Genomic DNA, 18,686 nt, shown 5'->3' with positions numbered 1-18,686 from the left:
CATGACCGATAACACCGAACTGAAGCGCCTGGCAGAGGCTTCCTCTCCCTATACCGAAGTCTCATCTGAGATAGAGGTGTGGGATCAGCATTCGGGCTACAGGCTTTCCAGTGAGTCCGATGTCGAATTTATGAACGCCGCAAACCCTGCCGCCATCCTGGCGCTGATCGCCGAGAACGAGCAATTCCGAGTCGACCGCGCCAACGCAATGGATGACGCCTGCTTGATCGCTGGTGAGCGCGACCAGCTCAAGGCCGAGGTCGAGGCGCTGCGAGCTCAGCTTTCAAAATCGCCATCGGTAGGCTTCGACTGGGACGCCGAGACCACGGCCATGCGCAAGGATGCCGGTCGGTACCGGTGGCTGAATAGCCAACGCTCCAAGGTCTGGAAAGAGATCGCGGATGTTCCGATGAATGAGACTGATCAGTTCATCGATGCCGCCATGAGCAAGGAGACCGGCCATGACTGACAAAATCAGCGTGAACAGCTCCACCAAGCTCTCCGAGGCCATCACCCGCCTGACCGCCATGTTCCGCGAGAAGAAGTACGTGGTGGTCTCCCTACGCCCGGGCAAGGACCGCACCCTGGACCAGAACGCCCTGTGGTTCGCGTTCTACCAGCGCATCGCCCAGATGACCCAGATCGGCGACGTGGAGGACGCGCGCCGCTACTGCAAGCTGCATTTCGGCGTGTCGATCCTCAACGCCGAGGACGAGGACTTCCGCAACGCCTGGTTCCGCACCATGAAGCACCTGTCATACGCCGAGAAGCTGGACCTGATGGGCGACTGCAAGCTGTTCGGCACTGACGGGTTCCCCGTAACCCGCCTGTTCAATCGCGCCCAGGGCGTGGCCTACACCGACCGCATCGTGGCCGACTTCACGGCCAAGGGTGTTTTCTTCGGCGACCTTCTTGGTGAGGAAGCAGCATGAACATTCAGAAATTCCTGCCAGCGCTCAAGCGCGCCTACGCAAGGTTCGAGACCTTCGGCTGCCTGGCCTACACCTCGACCTGGACGCCTGCGGATCTGCATCAGGGGGTGTTGCTGTGATGGGGTTCTACTGGCGGTGGGCAGAATCAACATTATTTGGGACTTGCTACAACAAGCCATTCTCTGCGGCCTGGGATGCAGCCCTCAACAGGCTTATCGACAGGTATTGGGATACAGCAAAAGTTGGCCAATATTTTGTGATCCTTGGGGATACCAAGGTATGGATTGAAAACGAATTTTACTCTTATGGAACGCAATATGAGTCGGGCATGGAGTTTCGGCCGTCCTTGAGGACAATGCGCCGCCTTGACTCTCTTGTCCGGCACATCAAGGCGCAACGCGATGCGGAGAAGAAGGCTGAGAACGACAGGCAGCTTGAGGAGCTTGGTCGATGAACCTTCAAAATAGATCGCCGAGTCCTAAGTGCTGCCGCAATCCTGCGTGCGGAAAGTCTTTCACACCCCAGCGCCTGGGCCAAGCCGTATGCAGCCCTGCCTGCGCGCTGGCCACCAAGGACGTGCACCAGGTGAAGGCCCGCAAAGCCATCGCCGACCGTGAGCGTCGCGAGATCAAGGTGCGCAAGGAGAGACTGAAATCGCGCGGGGACTACCTGCGCGAGGCCCAGATCGCCTTCAACGCCTACATCCGTGCTCGTGACCAGATGGCCGGCCACGCCTGCATCAGCAGCGGCAAGCCCCTGGACTGGTCTGGCAACCAAACAGATGCGGGTCACTATCGCAGCGTCGGCGCCGCGCCTCACCTGCGGTTCGATGAGCGCAACTGCCATGCCCAGAGCAAGCAGGACAACCGATTCCTTTCCGGCAATGCCGTGGATTACCGGATTGGCCTGATCGCCCGCATCGGCCTGGAGGCGGTCGAGGCGCTGGAGGCTGATCAGAGCGTGCGCAAATACACGATCGACGACCTGAAGGCCATCACCGCCCAGTACCGGGCCAAGCTCCGCGACCTGAAGAATGAGGCCGCCTAATGGCTGAACTCGCTTTCGTCCTGATGTGCACGGCCACCTGCGGCCTCTTCTGCCTGAATCTGAAGCTGCACCGCCGGCTGAAGAACAAGAACTGAATTTTGCAATGGGGGATGGGGAATGATGAAACTGAACAGTGCACGCCTGGCTTGGCACGATGCCCTTTACACCCCATGGGACAGCCAGGGCGCCCACGTTGAACAGATCGGGCTGCTGGGCTGCTCCGTACAGAAGACCGAGAAGATGGTGACCAGCCGGCACGCCATGCACCAGTCGGTATCGGCGCGCATCCAGCACGCCATCGCCACGCTGCCAGGCCACCTGCAGGCCTTCGGCAACTTCATGTACAGCCCGATGGCCAGCATTGACGAGAAGGAGGAGGCGGAGGAGTTGGTGTTCCTGGGGGCGTACAACGCTGGCCCGAAGATGATGGCCAAGAAGTTCGAGCGGGCGCGCCACGTGGCGATTGCTGTCCTATTCCGGTACCGCCGCATGCACCAGGGCGGCCAGAGCGAAGGAGTGGACCCGCTGCCGACCCCGGAGGCGTTCCGCGGGTGGGTGCTCCAGGAGTACGGGGTGAAGATCGACTCGCGCAACTGGGAGCGGGATTGGGAGGAGTTTGTGCAGGCCTGTTTCGACGCGTGCAACGATCTGGACAAGGCTGCCCTGGTCCCTGTTTCTCGGTGCATCCAGGCAATGAAGGAGGCCGCATGAAAATCACTCTGCAGCGACTCAAAGAAAGCGTCCGGTATAGCCCGATCGTTGGGGTATTTGAGTGGCGCCGGGTCGGCCGACGGGTTCGCCCTGGGTTTTTGGCTGGCGGCACAATAAGCACCGGCTACGTCGTTATCACGATTGATCGGAAGCGTTACCTGGCGCACCAACTCGCATGGCTCTACATGACCGGTGAGTGGCCTGACCGTGCAATCGACCACATCGACGGTGATCGTTCCAATAACGCGTTTTCGAATCTTCGCCTTGCCACTGCCAGCGAAAACCAATGGAACAAGGAAATGCTGGCCAGCAACACCAGTAAGGTGAAAGGGGTTTATTGGTACAAGGAACTGAAAAAGTGGCGAGCCTTCGTGGGGTTTCGTGGAAAGGATCACTACGTTGGCGTTTTTGATCGGCTGGAGGACGCAGAGGAGGCTGTGAAATCGAAGCGAAAGGAGCTGCATGGTGAGTTCGCGAACCACGGCATGCATAAGTATGAAATAGAGGAAAATGAGTCAGAAAAAGAACTCTTGACTCAAATGTGCGGCTAGTCCAGAATCTTTCCCATATTAGAGTTTTGCCTCTGGCAAAAACCTCTCACCAGAACCCCGCCATCGTGCGGGGTTTTGTCGTTTTAAGCCCCTCAGGTCTGCTACATTCACGGCATTCGAGGAGGAAGGCAAATGGGATTGATCGCTATTTCAGACCGAAAGCTCATGCCGATGGCGGCCAAAGCGGCAGATATCAAGGTTGAGCTTGATGAGGAAGATGGCAGGATCGCTTCCTACTGGAACGAACTCGGCGATGTCTGGGAACCACTGTCCGATCGAGATGACGCCGCTCGACTTGCTGAAAAGTTATGCGATAACGAGATCATGCGCCTGGCTATAGTCAGGGCTGCCGCCGAGATTGGCGCCATGAAACCATAATTTCCTGCCTAGCCGCGGGAGATAGCCCAGCCATCGCGCTGGGCTTTTTATTTCAGCCCCTCCACACCCATTGCTCCGAGCTGGGAGTGCTGTAGGGGCTGTTTGCTTTTGCGGGTTAGCTCAGTTGGTAGAGCGCCGGGCTCATATCCCGGTTGTCGCTGGTTCAAGTCCAGCACCCGCAACCAGCCAACCAACGCCAAGTGCCCGCAGCCGCGGCCCTTCCCATACCTGGAGCTCCCCCATGATGATGCGATACCTCAAGTACTGCGCCTTGGCGCTGTGTGCCTGTTTCGGCGTGTCCGCCTACGCCGACGGCCTGCGCGTGGAACGACCGGCTTTCACCGTGGCCCGCGTGCTGGCCTCCATCGGTGACTTCTACAACGCCTCGGCCGCCCGCCTGGAGCTGACCCTGGCCCAGTGGCGAACGGGCAGTGAAAGCACCGATGAAGCCCTGAAGTCGAACCTGCGCGCATCCAGCAACCACTTCGTGATGGCATCGGCCAAGCCGTTGCCCGAGAACTACGGCCTCGTACCCTGCTGATTTCGCCTGGAATAGAAAAGCCCGGACCGAGCGCCGGGCTTTTTTGTCTCCATTTGAAAGCCGCCCGGGTGGCCGTTTTCAAATGCAGATACTGGCCCTCATTAGGCCCTCAAATTTCCCTCGTTGCTCCTCGCGACACCTTGGCCGCCTCCCCACGGCCTTTTTTATTCGAATGGACTGAGCCTATGACCGGAATCGCCGACAGCACCGCGTTCAAGGTCATCGTGCCAGTCTTCCAGATGATCCTGTCCGCAGGCGCCATAGGTGCCTTCACCTTCGTCTTTGGCGCCATTGGCGCGTTCCAGGCGCAGATGGCCAAGCGCGACACGGATTACGCGGTACTCCGCGAGCAGGTAGAAACCTTGAAGAGCAGGGCGGATGCCAACGACAAGATCGTTGATGTGGTCCGGGTCTCTACCCAGCGCAACGAGTACCAGGTGTCCGCGATCATGGAGAGCATCCGTAACGGCGTGCTCAGCGGACGACCCAAGTGAAACGCCTGCTGATCGTCCTCCTGCTCGCCGGGTGCGCCCAGAAGCCGACGATCACCCCCAAACCAGTCGAAACCCACACGACGGTTTACCGCTTCACCAGCCATTCGTGTGATGCCCCACCCGAATCCAAACGCCTGCGCGATGCGCTAAACGACGCCGCCAGGTGGAAAAGCTATGCCGAAAGCCTCGAGAAACTGCCCTCCGCGAAGGTCTCGCCCAATGAAGCTCATCCCTGAATGGCGCAAGTGCTGGCGAATGAGCAGCGTGCAACTGGCTGCGGCCGGCGCCGTGCTCAATGCCGCCGCTGCTGCCTGGTCTGTGTTCCAGGGCACGGTGAACCCACTGGTGTTCGCCTGCGTGAACATGGGCCTGAGCTGCGCAGTTGCCGTGGCCCGGGTGGTTCAGCAATCGAAGCTCCAGGGGCCGCCGCCGGGAGATCACCCATGAGCATCAAGACCGTTTCCACATCCATCCGCGCCTGGTTCTCCGGGCTTTTCACGAAAGAGGCCAAGACCATGACCCTGACTGCTACCTCCACCACCCTGACCGTGGGCGCCACTGCACAGCTGACCGCCAACGACGCATCCACCTACGCCTCCAGCGACAGCACCGTTCTGACCGTGGATGCCAGCGGCCTGGTTACCGCCATCGCTGCAGGCAGTGCAACCATCACCGCAACCTCGACTGCCGACGCCACCAGCACCTCGAGCCTGGACTTCACCGTAACCGCCGCCGCGGTCATCGAGCCGGTTGTTGTTCAGCCAACCGCCCTCGAGAAGTTGGAAGACCTCATCGAGAAGTTGGAGCTCGAAACCGTCAAGGAAGTGAAAGCGGCCATCGCCTTCATCAAGGCCCTGGCCTGATTTACCGCCCGGCTCCGCGCCGGGCGTTTCTTTTCTGCATAGGACTCAAGCAATGAAGGTCGGTGTAGGCGTCATCACCATGGGCGTAAGGCCCATCCGAGACTATCTGCTGGCCCCGAGCTCATTCCTGCACGTCTACACCGACATCGACCGCAAGGGCCCAGCCCATGCGCGTAATCAGGTGCTCAAGGCTCTGAGCGATGACGGGTGCGACGTTTTTTTTGTGTTCGACGATGACTGCTATCCCACCCGACCTGGCTGGGAGGCGTATTTCCTCGAGCAGCATCAGAGGACTGGAATCCACCTCTTCGGCCTGCCGGACATCTTCAACGCCGGCATGAATGGCGCTGACGGGGAAGTGATCTACTGGAACGGCATGCTGGTCCAGTTCGCCATGTACACCCGCAAGCTGCTGGAAGAGGTGGGCTTCTACAACACCCGCTACGCCCGGTACGGCCACGAGGACACCGGCTACACGTTCCGAGCGCTGCGCTCTGGCCTTGCCGGGAACAAGTCTGGGTTCCCCTCCCCGATCAGGACGCTGGGGTTCATCCACTCCCAGGACGTCTACGGGGAGAGCTCTCTGCAGAACCTGACCCAGGAAGAGAAGGGCACCTACATCAAGATCAATGAGCCAATCCTTCGGGCAGAGCTTGACGGTGAGCAGATTTACTACCCCTTTGATCAGGATGGCCAATGAACGCTTCGATCAACCCGGTGGCGCGCCGCGGCAACCTAATGCTGGACATCCGCCCGCACACCTCATGCGATTTTCACCGGATCATCATGCCCTACGGCCAGCTCAAGGCAGAGCCCAAGGCCCCCGTATTCGTGTTCAACCGCCAACCATCCCACGGCATCCACTCGCTGATGGCGATGAAGAACGCGGGGATCAAGATCATCTGCGACATCGATGACCACTTCGAGGTCGGCCCGAAGCACGTCATGTACGAGCTGTTCAAGCGACACAACGTAGCCGAGATCATCAAGCAGTCGTTGCAACTGGCCGACCTGGTCACCTGCACCAACGAAGTGCTGGCCAAGGCGGTAAAGCCGTATGCGAAGCGGGTAGAGATCCTCCCCAACGCGCTCCCATTCGACAGCGGCCAGTTCACGCTTTCCCAGGATACCACCAGCGACCGACCAATGGTGTATGTGGCCGGCACGACCCACCGGCACGACATGAAACTGTTCGCCGGCCGGGTGGATGAATCGGCCCTCACCATCGCCGGCCACAACCCGGAGCGCGAGGAGTGGCGCAAGATCGAGGCCTTATTCGGTCCGGAAGTGCGCTACAAGCCCGAGACCCCCATCGACAGCTACATGAGCCTGTACGACGGTCATTCCATCGCCCTGGCACCACTGGTGGATACCGAGTTCAACCGGTGCAAGTCCAACCTCAAGGTGCTTGAGGCCGGTGCCAAAGGCATCCCCATCGTGGTGTCGGATGTGCACCCGTACTTGAACCCCAAGGACTTCGGCGCCGTTGACTTCGCCGCTGATGGCTACGACTGGGCTGATTGTACCGCTCGCCTGATGGACGACGAGGGTTACCGCGCGGGCCGCGGGCAAGAACTGGCTGCACACGTGCGCGAGCATTACCACCTTGACAAAATCAACGAGGTCCGCCGGCAGATTGTCGAGGGGATCGTGTAGGAGGGTGTCATGCACAGGCCTATGCCTCCCAACCGGCTGGTTGATCTGGCTGAGCTGAGCACGCTAGGGACTCGCCTCCAACCCGCACCGGAAGTCTTGGAATGGGTTCAATCCCAAGTCCTAAGCGAGGGAGGTGAGCTCCACAACCCTGACCACGCGCACCTGGTCGATGGGCCTATCCGTTTCATGTGGGCATCCGCCTGTTTCGAGAAGCAGGGGCGCACCGTGCTTGGCCAAGCTGAGCAGGTCGCCTTCCGCGCCGGAGGGTGGCAGAAAGCCCGACAAGAGCAACAGATGCTCGACTGGTTCGGCGAGATACCGGACTTCCTGATTACCCTCGCTGCCGATTACTGCTCCCAGTGCACGGACGCTGAGTTCTGCGCCCTGGTCGAGCATGAGCTCTACCACATCGCGCAGAAGGTCGATCAGTACGGGCAACCCAAGTTCACCCAGGATGGCTTACCCAGTCTCACCCTGCGAGGCCACGACGTTGAAGAGTTCGTCGGCGTGGTACGACGCTATGGCGCTGGGGAGGGTGTGCAGCAGCTGATAGATGCTGCGAGCAAGAGGCCTGAGGTGGCACATATCAACATCGCGAGGGCCTGCGGCACCTGTTTGCTCAAGTCGGCCTGACATTGACTGCGCATTGACGCTGTGAGGCCCTATGGCTGTATTACGTGACGAGGTCAAAGCATTCATCGTGCAGGCGCTTGCCTGCTTCGACACGCCAAGCCAAGTTGTCTCGGCGGTCAAGGAGCAATTCGGCATCGAGACAACCCGCCAACAGTGCGAGCTGTACAACCCAACCAAGCACGCTGGTCGGTCGTTGGCCGCCAAATGGGTGACGCTGTTCGAGGATACCCGCAAGCGATTCCGCGAGGAGACGGCGGATATCCCGATAGCAAACCGTGCATACCGCCTGCGCATGCTAGACCGAATGGCTTCGCGCGCCGAGACCGTGAAGAACATGGCCCTTGCGGCCCAGTTGCTCGAGCAGGCCGCCAAGGAAGTTGGCAATGCCTACACCAACAAGCAGCAGCTTGAGCACACTGGCAAGGACGGCGCACCTATCCAGGTGGCTTACACCTCGGAAGACTACGCCGCAGCCCGGCAGGCCCTGCAGGAGCGAATGAACCAGAAGGCCTGAGCATGAGCGCGATCCTCGAATGGGAAGACCTTGAGTTCCCAGAGCGCGTGGCGATTGCCGATATGTCGCTCGATTCGTTTCTCTCGTTCACCCGCATCTGGTTCGAGCTGATCCAAGGCGACCGGCTGCTGGTCAACTGGCATCACGAGTACATGGCCCAGGCTATTGATGACTTGATTGCCGGAACGCTGCAGCCACGCAACCTGATCATCAACATCCCGCCTGGCGGCACTAAGACTGAGTTCTTCTCGGTTCACCTGCCTGTATACGTGAACACCCTTGTGCGGGATGGCAAGCTCAAGCGCTTCCGCAACCTGAACGTGTCCTATGCCGACACGTTGGTGAAGCGCAACTCCCGCCGGACCCGCGACATCATCGCCAGCGAGCCTTATCAGGCCCTGTGGCCCTGTTCGTTCGGGGTCAACCAGGCTGAAGAGTGGGAGATTGTCGACGACCGCGGCCGCTCAATAGGCCAGACCGTGTCGAAGTCGGCCGGCGGCCAGATCACCGGCGGCCGGGGTGGCTACTTCGGGCCGCTGTTCTCCGGCTGCATCCTGCTGGACGACTTCAACAAGCCAGTGGACATGTTCAGCGAGACGAAGCGCAACAGCGCCAATCTCATGCTGACCAACACCATACGCTCTCGGCGCGGCGACAAGTCCAAGGACAACGCTACGCCTGTGGTGAGCATCCAGCAGCGCCTGCACACTGATGACGCCACCGGCTTCATGATGTCCGGTGGGATGGGCCTCAGTTTCTCGCACATCTGGATTCCGGCCCTGGTTGATCAGTCCTATCTCGATAGCCTGCCGGAGCCTTGGCGGACCAAGTGCTGGGAAACGATCAAGGACACCGATTCGGTCGAGGTAGGCGGTGTGCGCTACTGGTCGTACTGGCCAGAGATGGAGCACGTCAGCGACCTGGTGGCGCTGTGGGAGCGTGACAACTACACGTTCACCTCCCAGTATCAGCAGAAGCCCGCTCTGCTCACCGGCGGCATCTTCAACACGGACTGGTTCGGCACCTACACCCGGGCTCCGCACCTGCAATACCGCGCGATCTACGTCGACACCAACAGTGGCAAGGTCAACGATTACAACGACTACACCGTGTTCACCCTGGTGGGTATGGGGGTGGACGGCAATCTGTACATCCTCGACGTCGAGCGTGGCAAGTGGGACCCTGAGGACCTTCTTCAGAAGGCAATCGAACTATGGGACCGCTGGAAGCCATACGACCGGCGGCGCCCGATGCCGATCAGGCACATGGGCATCGAGGACAAGCAGGCCGGCCAGGGTCTGATCACCACGCTCAAGAAGCGTAAGGAGATCCCTATCCAAGAGATCCCACGCGGCGAGGGCCAGAACAAGCTGGTCCGGGCGCTCAATGTGGTGCCGCAGATCAAGACTGGCAAAGTGTTCATCCCGGCAACCTACGACGAGGCAGGCGAGCGAATCTCTCACGCCCTGTACGCCGACGGGTCCATAGCCGGGCCAACCACCTGGGTGCCACCTCTGCTTGCCGAGTTCGCAGCCTTCAGCGCCGACGACAGCCACGACAACGACGACATCGTCGATACCTGCATGGACGCCATCAGTGATAACCTCATTGAGGGCGGAAATCTGGACTATCAATCATGGCTGTGAAACCGAAGAGCTTCAGGATCACCATCGAGCTGTACGAGGATGCGAACCCGGACGTGGCGCTGCATACCACGCAGTGGAGCTACCCGTGTCATGGCCTGTTCGGGTCTGACGACTTCCCGCGCAAGATGGCGGCAGATCGGATGGCCGAGTTCAAGCAAGAGTGCTTCCTCGGTGGTCACCTCGACGATTTCAACCGGCGCCCCAAGCCCGACTGGAAGCCAGATTCATAGCCCGAAAGGGCTTTTTTTTCGTCCGGAGGAAACATGACCAACGGCTGGGACTGGAAAGGCCAGGACAACTGGTACATCTACTGGGCACCCACTGAAGAGTTTCTGACCGGTAAGCGCCGCAGGCTATCGGCCGTGGCCACCACGCTTGAGGCGGCCATCAAGTCTTACGACGCCTTCAACATGTACGGTGAGGGCTACAAGATCCTCGTCGAGCAGATCCAGCCCACGATGGTCTCCGATATCACTGTGGTGTTCTGTGCCTCCGGCACCTGGGACGCCGCCTATGAAGAATTCCTGAGCGCCTCTGGCGTCACCCAGTAACCAGCAGGCAGCCCATGAAAGCTCAAAAACCCCGGTACAAGCTGGATAACTCCGGCGGTATCAGCATGGTCACGCGTGACGGCCTGGTGAATCTTTACACGGGACTGGGCACTGGCCGGGATAGTCGCACCGGTGCCAGCTTCCAGTTCGGTACCTACCAGGACTTCGTCCAGTACGAGGCGGCCTACTCGGAAAACTGGATAGCCCGCGACATCATCGATATCCCTGTGGATGACGCGACCCGCGAGTGGCGCGAGTTCCAGCACGAAGGTGCAGACCTGATCATGGCCGAGGAGAAGCGGCTGGGCATCCAGCAGCGTTTCCAAGAGGGCATGAAGTGGGCCCGCCTCTACGGCGGCGCCGTGATGGTGCTGATCACCGACCAGGACCTTGCCAAACCGCTCAACCTCAAGCGTATCAAGAAGGGCTCGCTCAAAGCTGTGCGCGTCATCGACCGCATGTACATCAGCGGGCAGGACTGGAACTACACGGACATCCTGGCCGAGAACTACATGCTGCCGAACTACTACCTGCTCTATGGTGGTGCGCAGCGTATTCACTACTCCCACGTCGTCCGTATGCCGGGTGCCATGCTGCCCATGCGGCTGCGTCAGCTCAACGGCATGTGGGATGACAGCGAGATGCGCCGCTGCCTTGAGGATCTCAAGGATGTCGTAGAGTCGAAGGGTGGCATCGCCAAGCTGATCCAAACGGCCAACGTCGACGTGGTAACCCGCAAGGGCCTGGCTGCGGCGCTGGGGGCTGGAGACACCGAAAGCGCCACCATCGACCGGTTCAAGCTTTTCAACCTGTTGAAGTCGGTCCATTCGTTGGCTCTGCTTGACGAATCAGAGACGTTCGACCGCAAGGGCGTCTCATTCAGCGGCCTTGGCGACATCCTCACCGTCCTGATGACCTGGATCTCCGGCGCTGCTCACATCCCAATGACCCGGCTGTGGGGTGTGCAGGCGAAAGGCCTGGGCGATTCCGGCGCCGGCGACATGAACAACTACTACAACGGCCTGCGTGGCAAGCAGGAAGGCCCGTACCGCCAGGTGATGGAAAAGGTCGACCAGGTGCTGGTCAGGTCCGCGCTCGGCGTATACCCCGACGACTACGAGTTTCAATGGAAGCCGCTCGACCAGCCTGACGGTCTGGAGCTGGCCCAGACTCGCAACACCAACGCCCAGGCCGACGATCTACGTATCCAGCAAGGCGTGCCTGCCTATCTGGTCATGCAGAAGCTCAACGCCTCGGGCGAGTTCGATATCCCGGACGGCGTGATCAACCAGATGAAGGCCAACCACGATGCCCAAGCAGCTGGCGAAGCAGCCGACCGAGAGCCCGTATCAATCGCGGGCGGTGATCCGGCCGACGAGAAAGGCTGAAGCGGCGTACCGGCGAAGCCTGCTTGATCTGGTCGATGCAATGGCCCTGGCCGTGCGTGACCGGATCGTGCCGAAGCTCAGGCTGACGTGGGAAGCCCACAGCCTTGAGCCGAAGCTGATCACTGAGGATGCGAGCTATTCCGATCTTCTGGTCGAATTGATTGCCTCGACGGCCAACATGTTCCTGACCATCGACCTGCGCGGCAGTGCGTACCGCCCCAAGAGCAAGCCGGCCCCCAGCAAGAAGCGCAGACAGCCCCGGGTGATCGACTCCCCCGCAGAGGAGATCGCCCTGCATGCCGTGCAGATGGCTGCCGATGAAGCCGACGAGCATGTGGTCAAGGAGTTGCGCCGCACGGTCAAGATCGACGCTGAGAAGCTGATGACCAGTGAGGGCGTCAACGACTACATCGACGCCATGGTCACCAGCAACGTGGCTCTGATCAAGACCATCCCTCAGGAGTTCTTCAGCGACGTCGAGCGCACCATCCTTGATGGATATGCCCAGGGCATCGCGCTGAAGCCGATGATGGAGCAGCTGCAGGAGAAAGTCGGCGTCAGCGCCCGCCGGGCCAAGCTCATCGCCGCGGACCAGATGAACAAGGTCAACAGCGACGTCGAGCGCCGGCGGATGCTGAATATCGGCATCACCAGGTTCAAGTGGTCCACATCCAAGGATGAACGTGTAAGCGGAAACCCGGCAGGCCTGTACCCCAATGCCAAGGTGAAGTGCTTCGGCATTGCCTTGCAGGATATCGGCATGGGCCCGGGCGTCTACCTGCTCAAGGATGGTGCGACCTGGGATGACGAAAAAGAGCTGTTCCCAGGCCGCGCCCACGTCAAGTGTCGATGCACCTTCACCCCTCAAATCGAGGGATTCGATTACTGAGCCCCGCTGACGCGGGGTTTTTTCTGCCTGGAATTCAAGCATGAAACTCAGGGTTCAAGACAAGAACGCCTCACTGGGCAGCCGCCGCGAGTTCACCGACAACGGCTATCTCAAGGTGCCCGGCCGTGTAGCCCGGGTCGGCGTGCAGGACTACCGCGCTGTTGAGTTCGACTACCAGGCCATCAACAAACAGTTCGGCCTGCAGCTTAAGCCCATGGACGTCATGCGCGTCTACCGCCCCCCCGAGTCGGTATTCGATCCGATATCGCTGGCCAGTTACGACAATGCCGACATCACGGTCGAGCATCCGGGCGACTTCGTCGGCGCCGAGAACTACATGGGCACCTCGGTTGGCCATGTGATGAGCGAAGGTCGCCAAGACCCTGATGACCCGTCCTGGGTAGCGGTTGATCTGCTGATCAAGGACGGCTTCGCCATCAAGGCGATCGACTCCGGCAAGGCCGAGCTCAGCGCTGGCTACGAAGCCGAGTACGACTACCAGCCCGGCACCACCCCCTCCGGCGAGGCCTACGACTTCATCCAGTCGGGCATCGGCGTGAACCACGTCGCGATCTGCGACAAAGCCCGCGCAGGCCATGGCGCCCGCATCTTTGACTCACAGAAGGAACACGAAATGCCGAAGGTAAAACTCTTCGACGGCGCCACGGTAGAGGTCCCGGACGAAAACACCCAGACCATCATCCAGAAGGCTATCGATTCGCTCGTTGGCACCCTGGACGCTGAAAAGACCCGTGCCGACAAGGCTGAAGCAACCCGCGACTCGCTCGACGGTGAGCTCACCACCCTGAAGGCCAAGGCCAGCGACTCTGCCCTGTCCGAGCGCGTGACCCTTGTGCTGGCGGCGCGCGACTCCGCAGTACGCCTGGCAGGCAAGGAGTTCACCACCGACAGCTGCGATCCGATCGCTATCAAGGCTCAGGCCTTGGAAGCGGCCGGCGTGAAGTGCCGTAAGGCCGAAAAATGGGCTGATGCCTCCCCTGCGTACATCGAGGCGTTCTTCGATGCCGAGATGGAGCGCAAGGAAGACGACGAGGACGAGGAAGACGCCAATAAGCAGAAGGCGAACGACTCGCTGAATGGTCTGGCCAAGGATCTTGCGGGCGCCAAGCCCAAAGGCGCGACCACCGCTCAGCAAACCCGTGACGCCGACTATCAGGCGTTCCTCGATAAGCGCTACGGCGTACAGGAGGCCAAGTAATGGCTATTGCACAAGACCAGTTCGACTACTACCGCGGCGATGCCTACGAAGGCCAGATCGGTACCATCGAGATCAACCGCGTCTCCAGCGGTGTGGCAGGCGCGGATATTGCGTTCGGCCGTGCCGTGGTGCGCGACCCAGCCACTGGCGACATCGTGCCATGGGCTACCGACTCCAATGCCTGGGACCTGCTGGGTATCTCGGTCCGCTCCCTGACCGGCAACAGCGTTCAAACCCCGCAGTACGGCAGCGTGTACCCAGTCACCACCGCCGGCTACCTGGCTGGCCAGAACCTGTCCTTCATGACCAATGGTGCTATTCGCGTCATGTGCGTGGACGGCGCGCTGGCTGGTGATGTCGTCAGTGTCGTGAGCGCGGCCGGCGACAACCTGGGCCGCTTCTCCACCGGTGACGGCGTCCAGATCCCATTCCTCCGCTGGAAGGACGACGTGACCGCCGGTGCTATCGGCTGGATCGAACTCAACGGCATCTTCAGCGCCTCTGGCGTGTAACAAGGACCCGAGCACATGAAAAACACCGCACGCATGAGCACCTTCGACACCGATCCGACCGCTGCTCTGTCGTTCCTGACTCAGCAAGCGGCCTACATCGAGGCCGAGGTGTACCGCCAGGAATACCCGCAGTACAAGTACACCCAGCTGGTGCCGCTGGATAACAGCGCTCCAGACTGGGCCCAGGTTGTCGGCTTCCGCTCGGTCAACAGCCGCGGCGAGATGAAGCTGTTCGGTCCAAAGTCCACTGACGTGCCCACCGTTGAAATCGCGGCCACCATGGGCTTCCACGAAATCCAAACCGGTGCCCTGGGTTACGAGTACAGCATCGAGGAACTGGGCTTTGCGCAGCTGAACGGCATCAACGTGGACAACGAGCGCGCCATCGCTGTGCGCGAGGGTGTCGAGAAAGGCCTGAACCAGATCTACCTGCAGGGTGGCCTGGTCGCCGGCGCGAACGGCAAGACCCAGGCGGTGGGCGAAGGCCTGTACACCGGCGGAAACGTGCCGCGCCTGGACACCACTGGCACCATCGCTTCGCTGGTAGCTGCAGGCAATGCCCAGGGCGTTCTGGACATCTTCTCCAACGCCTACAACCAGGTGTTCCTGACCAACACCAACACCGTGCATGTGCCGAACATGTTCGTAATGCCTGCAAGCATCTACCAGCTGCTGCAACGCACCCTGATCAACACCGGCAACGCCAGCAACTACACCTTCCTGATGTTCCTGCAGCAGAACTTCCCGAACATGATGTTCGACTGGGACGTGCTGCTCGAGAAGGCCGGCAAGAACGGTTCGAAGCGCCTGGTCGTATACAAGAAGGACATCCGCGTCGTGAAAGGTCACGACGTGATGCCTCTGCGCTTCCTGGCGCCGGCCACCGCCGACAACATCAACTTCAAGGTGCCAGCCATCTGCCGTACTGGTGGCGTGGAGTGGCGCATTCCCAAGGCCGCCGCGTACTTCGACGGCCTGTAATGCCCGGGGCTTCGGCCCCTTTCACGAGGATCCCTCATGGACATCACTTCTGATGTGATGGATGCCTTTCGCGCGGCCTATCCCGAATTCAGCGACGTCAGTGCCTGGTCAGCCGGCCAGGTGCTGATCGCCCTGCAGGACGCAGACAACGAGACCGGACCGCGCTGGGGCAGCTACAGCAAGCCGGTTCGGTCGATCAAGCAGCGCGGCATGTTTGCCTACGCAGCCCACGCGCTGGCCAAGCGCAGGATGCAGAGTCAGCAGATGCAGGCCGGCTCTATCCCCACTCCCGGCGCTCAAGTGGCCAGCAAGTCGGTTGGCGATGAGTCGACCAGCTACGCGGTCAGTGTCCCTGGCTACGACCAGGCGACTGCCGACGGCGATCTCTACCTGACCGCCTACGGCAAGGAATTCCTGCGCTTGCGTTCGCGCATCATCGGCCCAGCAATGGTGTAGCCATGGATATCAAGGTTGAGGTGAGCGGCCAGACCAAGGCCCAGTTGCGCGAGACCCTGAAGAAGATTCAGGCGCGCGTGCGCGACCGTGCTGTATTCATCGGCATCCCAGAAGGATCTGGCGAGCAGGACGGCATGACCATCGCCAGGCTGGGCGCCATTCACGAGTTCGGGGCGACCATCAATCACCCTGGCGGCACGCAGTACGGATACAACAGCGTGGATGACGCCCATGACGGTAAGGTGCGGTTCCAGCCTACAGGCAAGGGCGTCATGGCTCTTGGTGTGACTGGGCCGCACCAAATCATCATCCCTGAACGTTCTTTCCTGCGGGTGCCGTTGCGGGCGCACACGGAAGACATCAAGAAGGCCTGGCGGGCGATCATCCCAAAGGTGATTTCGGGCGAACTGACGCTACTCAACGGGCTACATCAACTCGGCAGCCGGGCCTCAGCCTTTTGCCGGGACGCAATCAAGGAAGGGATCAACCCGCCCAACGCCGAGTCGACGATCCGGCAGAAGGGGTCGAGCAAGCCTCTCATCGATCACGGGATTTTGGTCAGCAAGATTACCTATCGAGTGGAGGTGTAGTCATGCTCACGATGGAAGGGCATATCGACTCGGACTTCGTATCCACCCCAGATGGGGGTGTATGGCTCGTTCGCGCAGGCGCAGGCGACTACACCGGGCCAGGCGGGGTATGGCAGGACGCCGGAGAATCCACACGCACCCGGTTGACCCTGGTGAACATCCAGCAGGCCTCACCCAAGAGCGTGGAGGCCATGGTCGGCACTTCCGGTGCATTCAACCCCCAGGACTGGAAGATCGTGCACATCAACCAGGGCATTTACCTGTACCCGGACGACAGCGGCCAGTTTGCTGACCTGCTGGAGTTCTCGGACGGCCTGGCGATGCGCCAATGGCGGGTCAGGCAATGCGACAACCGGCCATGGCGCAGCTACTGCCGGGCGATGGTGGAGCGGTACCGAGGTGACGGATGAAGGACATCAACGACCTCAACCCGATCTGGCAGCAGATCATCTGCTCGCTGACCGGCGCGGCGGCCAACCGCGTCATTCTCGCCAATCAGGGTCGGCCAATGCCTGGTGGGACTGATCTTTCAGCCTCCTACTTGCTCGTGCCGCTGCGCGCCTATGGCTGGCCCACATTCGACTATGTCGACGTGCCCGCCGTGGAGCCGGCAGACCCGTCGCTGGGAACCTGGACGGACTGGGACGTCACCATGAAGACCACGATGGTGTTCCAGCTCTCGGTGAACCTGTTCAACGATGGCGCCGGCACTGCGGTGATGAACCTGCCCAATGGAAACTTCAGGCCCGATATCGCTTCGCTGCTGCGCCAGAACAAGGCCGGATGGTTCAAGTCGAGCCAGCCGCGGAACCTGACCGCATTGCAGAACGCCGGTATGCAACCCCGTTACCAATGCGACCTGACGCTTTATGCCGAGGTCGAGACCACCTATGCCGTCCTGCGCGCCGCCGGCTTCCGCTACGAAGTGACCGACGCCCTGACCCTCCGCAAACTTCAATCAGGACAATACAATGCCAGTTGACATCTCCAACATCGTTCCCATTTCGGTGTCGATCTCGTCGTCGGGCCTCGCAGATGCTGACTTCACCAGTTCGGTGGCGTTTGCGGACTTGACGGACCTGGTGACCGCCGGAACCTTCCCGATCAACACCTATCAGGATTTCACCAGTCTTGATGACATCATCGCCTTGTTCGGCACCACGTCCGAGATCTACTACCTGGCGTCAACCTATTTCTCCAACAAGACACGCTCGCCGACGTTCACCATCTTCATGAAAGAAAACTCCTCGGTCGACCCGACTGTGGCCGCCTCGCAGATTGCTGCGTCCGGCGTGTGGCGCTACAACCAATTTTTCAAAAATGGAGACGTGAAGGTCGGCAACGTGTCTGCCTTGGCTTCATGGGCGGATGCGTCGAATCGCGCGGTGTGGGTCAGCGTTAGCGATGCCGCGGCTGTCACTGCGGACTCGACCACCGATCTCGCATCGGTGATTGCTGGCTTGGGTGCCCGTCACGTGTTCCAGGGGTTCCGCGCCCCATCCACCCTGGCTGCCGATCCAACCCAGGGCTACCCGATGAATGCACTTGCCGGGAAGTTCACCAAATGGAACCCGGCCGGGGCAAATACCGCCATCACTGGTGAGTATCAAACCCTGACCAGCGTCACAGCGGACTCTCTGTCCTCGACCGCTATCGGGATCCTGAAGAACAAAAACTGCGCCTACTTCTCGAAGGTTATTTCGAGCGGCAGCACCACCGGCTGCATGTCGATGAACACCAAGTCGCCCTCTGCCAATGGCGAATGGATCGACGATGTGATCGGTGTGGACATGCTCGTGAACGCTCTGCAGGTGGGATTGTTCAACTGGCTTGTCCAGCCGCAGACCAAGCGTGGGCTGGATGCCAAAAACTTCGCTGGAGCTATCACTGAGGCCGGCAACGTCTGCAAATCGTACTTCGACAACGGCTTCCTGGGGGCTGGCTACATCACCGACCCGGACACCGGCAAGGACCTGTATCTGGCCAACGGGTACTACATCGACAACGACCCAACCGAAGTCGAAAGTCTGACCACTGCTGAGCGGCAACAGCGCCAATATCCAGTGCTCAACGTCTACGTGCTGCGCGACGGCGCCGCCCACTTCATCCCCGTCAGCCTCTACGTGGAGTGATA

General features: G+C 60.4%; 30 protein-coding genes and 1 tRNA gene. All 31 read left to right on the top strand.

What is annotated here, in order from left to right:
* Position 1 precedes the first annotated feature (1 nt).
* The 31 genes from RAM80_RS07625 (at position 2) to RAM80_RS07475 (ending at position 18,684) form a co-directional block, all read left to right on the top strand.
* Complete coding sequence (locus RAM80_RS07625; RefSeq protein WP_416425615.1) at positions 2-469, top strand: hypothetical protein; 468 nt, start codon at positions 2-4, stop codon at positions 467-469.
* Positions 462-932, top strand: coding sequence for a hypothetical protein (locus RAM80_RS07620; protein WP_416425614.1), 471 nt, complete (start codon positions 462-464; stop codon positions 930-932). The genes RAM80_RS07625 and RAM80_RS07620 overlap by 8 nt, the downstream gene beginning before the upstream one ends.
* Entirely contained in the window at positions 929-1,051 is a 123-nt protein-coding gene (locus RAM80_RS07615) for a hypothetical protein (RefSeq protein WP_416425613.1), read from the top strand. The genes RAM80_RS07620 and RAM80_RS07615 overlap by 4 nt, the downstream gene beginning before the upstream one ends.
* The gene (locus RAM80_RS07610; protein WP_416425612.1) at positions 1,051-1,386 is read left to right on the top strand and encodes a hypothetical protein; all 336 of its coding nucleotides are present in this window, start codon (positions 1,051-1,053) and stop codon (positions 1,384-1,386) included. Before RAM80_RS07615 ends, RAM80_RS07610 begins: the two co-directional genes overlap by 1 nt.
* Complete coding sequence (locus tag RAM80_RS07605; RefSeq protein WP_416425611.1) at positions 1,383-1,979, top strand: recombination protein NinG; 597 nt, start codon at positions 1,383-1,385, stop codon at positions 1,977-1,979. The genes RAM80_RS07610 and RAM80_RS07605 overlap by 4 nt, the downstream gene beginning before the upstream one ends.
* A 117-nt stretch (positions 1,980-2,096) precedes the next feature.
* On the top strand, positions 2,097-2,690 hold the full coding sequence (locus RAM80_RS07600) for a hypothetical protein (protein WP_416425610.1): 594 nt from the start codon (positions 2,097-2,099) through the stop codon (positions 2,688-2,690).
* Complete coding sequence (locus RAM80_RS07595; protein ID WP_416425609.1) at positions 2,687-3,241, top strand: HNH endonuclease; 555 nt, start codon at positions 2,687-2,689, stop codon at positions 3,239-3,241. Before RAM80_RS07600 ends, RAM80_RS07595 begins: the two co-directional genes overlap by 4 nt.
* 132 nt (positions 3,242-3,373) lie before the next feature.
* Positions 3,374-3,619 carry a hypothetical protein gene (locus tag RAM80_RS07590; protein WP_416425608.1) on the top strand — a complete coding sequence of 82 codons (246 nt, stop codon included), beginning with the start codon at positions 3,374-3,376 and terminating at the stop codon, positions 3,617-3,619.
* 109 nt (positions 3,620-3,728) lie between these two features.
* Positions 3,729-3,804: transfer RNA gene (locus RAM80_RS07585), tRNA-Met, on the top strand.
* Between the two features lie 56 nt (positions 3,805-3,860).
* The gene (locus RAM80_RS07580) at positions 3,861-4,160 is read left to right on the top strand and encodes a hypothetical protein (protein WP_416425607.1); all 300 of its coding nucleotides are present in this window, start codon (positions 3,861-3,863) and stop codon (positions 4,158-4,160) included.
* 185 nt (positions 4,161-4,345) lie between these two features.
* Positions 4,346-4,654, top strand: a complete 309-nt coding sequence (locus RAM80_RS07575) for a hypothetical protein (RefSeq protein ID WP_416425606.1) — start codon at positions 4,346-4,348, stop codon at positions 4,652-4,654.
* A complete protein-coding gene (locus tag RAM80_RS07570; RefSeq protein WP_416425605.1) occupies positions 4,651-4,890 on the top strand; it encodes a hypothetical protein in 240 nt (79 codons plus the stop codon). Before RAM80_RS07575 ends, RAM80_RS07570 begins: the two co-directional genes overlap by 4 nt.
* Positions 4,874-5,101: a hypothetical protein gene (locus RAM80_RS07565; RefSeq protein WP_416425604.1), complete on the top strand. Its 228-nt coding sequence runs from the start codon at positions 4,874-4,876 to the stop codon at positions 5,099-5,101. The genes RAM80_RS07570 and RAM80_RS07565 overlap by 17 nt, the downstream gene beginning before the upstream one ends.
* A complete protein-coding gene (locus RAM80_RS07560; protein WP_416425603.1) occupies positions 5,098-5,517 on the top strand; it encodes an Ig-like domain-containing protein in 420 nt (139 codons plus the stop codon). The genes RAM80_RS07565 and RAM80_RS07560 overlap by 4 nt, the downstream gene beginning before the upstream one ends.
* Positions 5,518-5,569: 52 nt before the next feature.
* Positions 5,570-6,217: a hypothetical protein gene (locus RAM80_RS07555; RefSeq protein ID WP_416425602.1), complete on the top strand. Its 648-nt coding sequence runs from the start codon at positions 5,570-5,572 to the stop codon at positions 6,215-6,217.
* On the top strand, positions 6,214-7,173 hold the full coding sequence (locus RAM80_RS07550) for a glycosyltransferase (protein ID WP_416425601.1): 960 nt from the start codon (positions 6,214-6,216) through the stop codon (positions 7,171-7,173). The genes RAM80_RS07555 and RAM80_RS07550 overlap by 4 nt, the downstream gene beginning before the upstream one ends.
* 9 nt (positions 7,174-7,182) lie before the next feature.
* Entirely contained in the window at positions 7,183-7,806 is a 624-nt protein-coding gene (locus RAM80_RS07545; RefSeq protein WP_416425600.1) for a putative metallopeptidase, read from the top strand.
* 31 nt (positions 7,807-7,837) lie between these two features.
* Positions 7,838-8,320, top strand: a complete 483-nt coding sequence (locus tag RAM80_RS07540) for a DUF2280 domain-containing protein (protein WP_416425599.1) — start codon at positions 7,838-7,840, stop codon at positions 8,318-8,320.
* A gap of 2 nt (positions 8,321-8,322) precedes the next feature.
* A complete protein-coding gene (terL, locus tag RAM80_RS07535) occupies positions 8,323-9,966 on the top strand; it encodes a phage terminase large subunit (RefSeq protein ID WP_416425598.1) in 1,644 nt (547 codons plus the stop codon).
* The gene (locus tag RAM80_RS07530; protein ID WP_416425597.1) at positions 9,957-10,196 is read left to right on the top strand and encodes a hypothetical protein; all 240 of its coding nucleotides are present in this window, start codon (positions 9,957-9,959) and stop codon (positions 10,194-10,196) included. Before terL ends, RAM80_RS07530 begins: the two co-directional genes overlap by 10 nt.
* 33 nt (positions 10,197-10,229) lie before the next feature.
* Complete coding sequence (locus RAM80_RS07525) at positions 10,230-10,517, top strand: hypothetical protein (RefSeq protein ID WP_416425596.1); 288 nt, start codon at positions 10,230-10,232, stop codon at positions 10,515-10,517.
* A 14-nt stretch (positions 10,518-10,531) separates the two neighbouring features.
* On the top strand, positions 10,532-11,905 hold the full coding sequence (locus RAM80_RS07520) for a DUF1073 domain-containing protein (RefSeq protein ID WP_416425595.1): 1,374 nt from the start codon (positions 10,532-10,534) through the stop codon (positions 11,903-11,905).
* Positions 11,826-12,794 carry a hypothetical protein gene (locus RAM80_RS07515; RefSeq protein ID WP_416425594.1) on the top strand — a complete coding sequence of 323 codons (969 nt, stop codon included), beginning with the start codon at positions 11,826-11,828 and terminating at the stop codon, positions 12,792-12,794. Before RAM80_RS07520 ends, RAM80_RS07515 begins: the two co-directional genes overlap by 80 nt.
* Positions 12,795-12,834: 40 nt before the next feature.
* Positions 12,835-14,013 (top strand): DUF2213 domain-containing protein, encoded by a 1,179-nt coding sequence (locus tag RAM80_RS07510; RefSeq protein ID WP_416425593.1) that lies wholly within the window; start codon positions 12,835-12,837, stop codon positions 14,011-14,013.
* Positions 14,013-14,525: a hypothetical protein gene (locus RAM80_RS07505; protein WP_416425592.1), complete on the top strand. Its 513-nt coding sequence runs from the start codon at positions 14,013-14,015 to the stop codon at positions 14,523-14,525. The genes RAM80_RS07510 and RAM80_RS07505 overlap by 1 nt, the downstream gene beginning before the upstream one ends.
* A gap of 15 nt (positions 14,526-14,540) precedes the next feature.
* Positions 14,541-15,506: a major capsid family protein gene (locus RAM80_RS07500; protein ID WP_416425591.1), complete on the top strand. Its 966-nt coding sequence runs from the start codon at positions 14,541-14,543 to the stop codon at positions 15,504-15,506.
* A 36-nt stretch (positions 15,507-15,542) separates the two neighbouring features.
* Positions 15,543-15,962, top strand: a complete 420-nt coding sequence (locus RAM80_RS07495) for a DUF4054 domain-containing protein (RefSeq protein WP_416425590.1) — start codon at positions 15,543-15,545, stop codon at positions 15,960-15,962.
* Positions 15,963-15,964: 2 nt separating this feature from the next.
* Positions 15,965-16,552 (top strand): hypothetical protein, encoded by a 588-nt coding sequence (locus tag RAM80_RS07490; protein ID WP_416425589.1) that lies wholly within the window; start codon positions 15,965-15,967, stop codon positions 16,550-16,552.
* Between the two features lie 2 nt (positions 16,553-16,554).
* Positions 16,555-16,962 carry a hypothetical protein gene (locus RAM80_RS07485; RefSeq protein ID WP_416425588.1) on the top strand — a complete coding sequence of 136 codons (408 nt, stop codon included), beginning with the start codon at positions 16,555-16,557 and terminating at the stop codon, positions 16,960-16,962.
* Positions 16,959-17,534, top strand: coding sequence for an LIC_12616 family protein (locus RAM80_RS07480; protein WP_416425587.1), 576 nt, complete (start codon positions 16,959-16,961; stop codon positions 17,532-17,534). The genes RAM80_RS07485 and RAM80_RS07480 overlap by 4 nt, the downstream gene beginning before the upstream one ends.
* Positions 17,524-18,684, top strand: coding sequence for a DUF3383 family protein (locus RAM80_RS07475; RefSeq protein WP_416425586.1), 1,161 nt, complete (start codon positions 17,524-17,526; stop codon positions 18,682-18,684). Before RAM80_RS07480 ends, RAM80_RS07475 begins: the two co-directional genes overlap by 11 nt.
* Positions 18,685-18,686: the final 2 nt, after the last annotated feature.

The sequence above is a fragment of the Pseudomonas sp. App30 genome (genome assembly GCF_047947025.1).
In the GTDB taxonomy this organism is placed as follows: domain Bacteria; phylum Pseudomonadota; class Gammaproteobacteria; order Pseudomonadales; family Pseudomonadaceae; genus Aquipseudomonas.
Note: the sequence above shows the minus strand (reverse complement) of the source record. Positions and strands in the feature narration are given on the sequence as shown.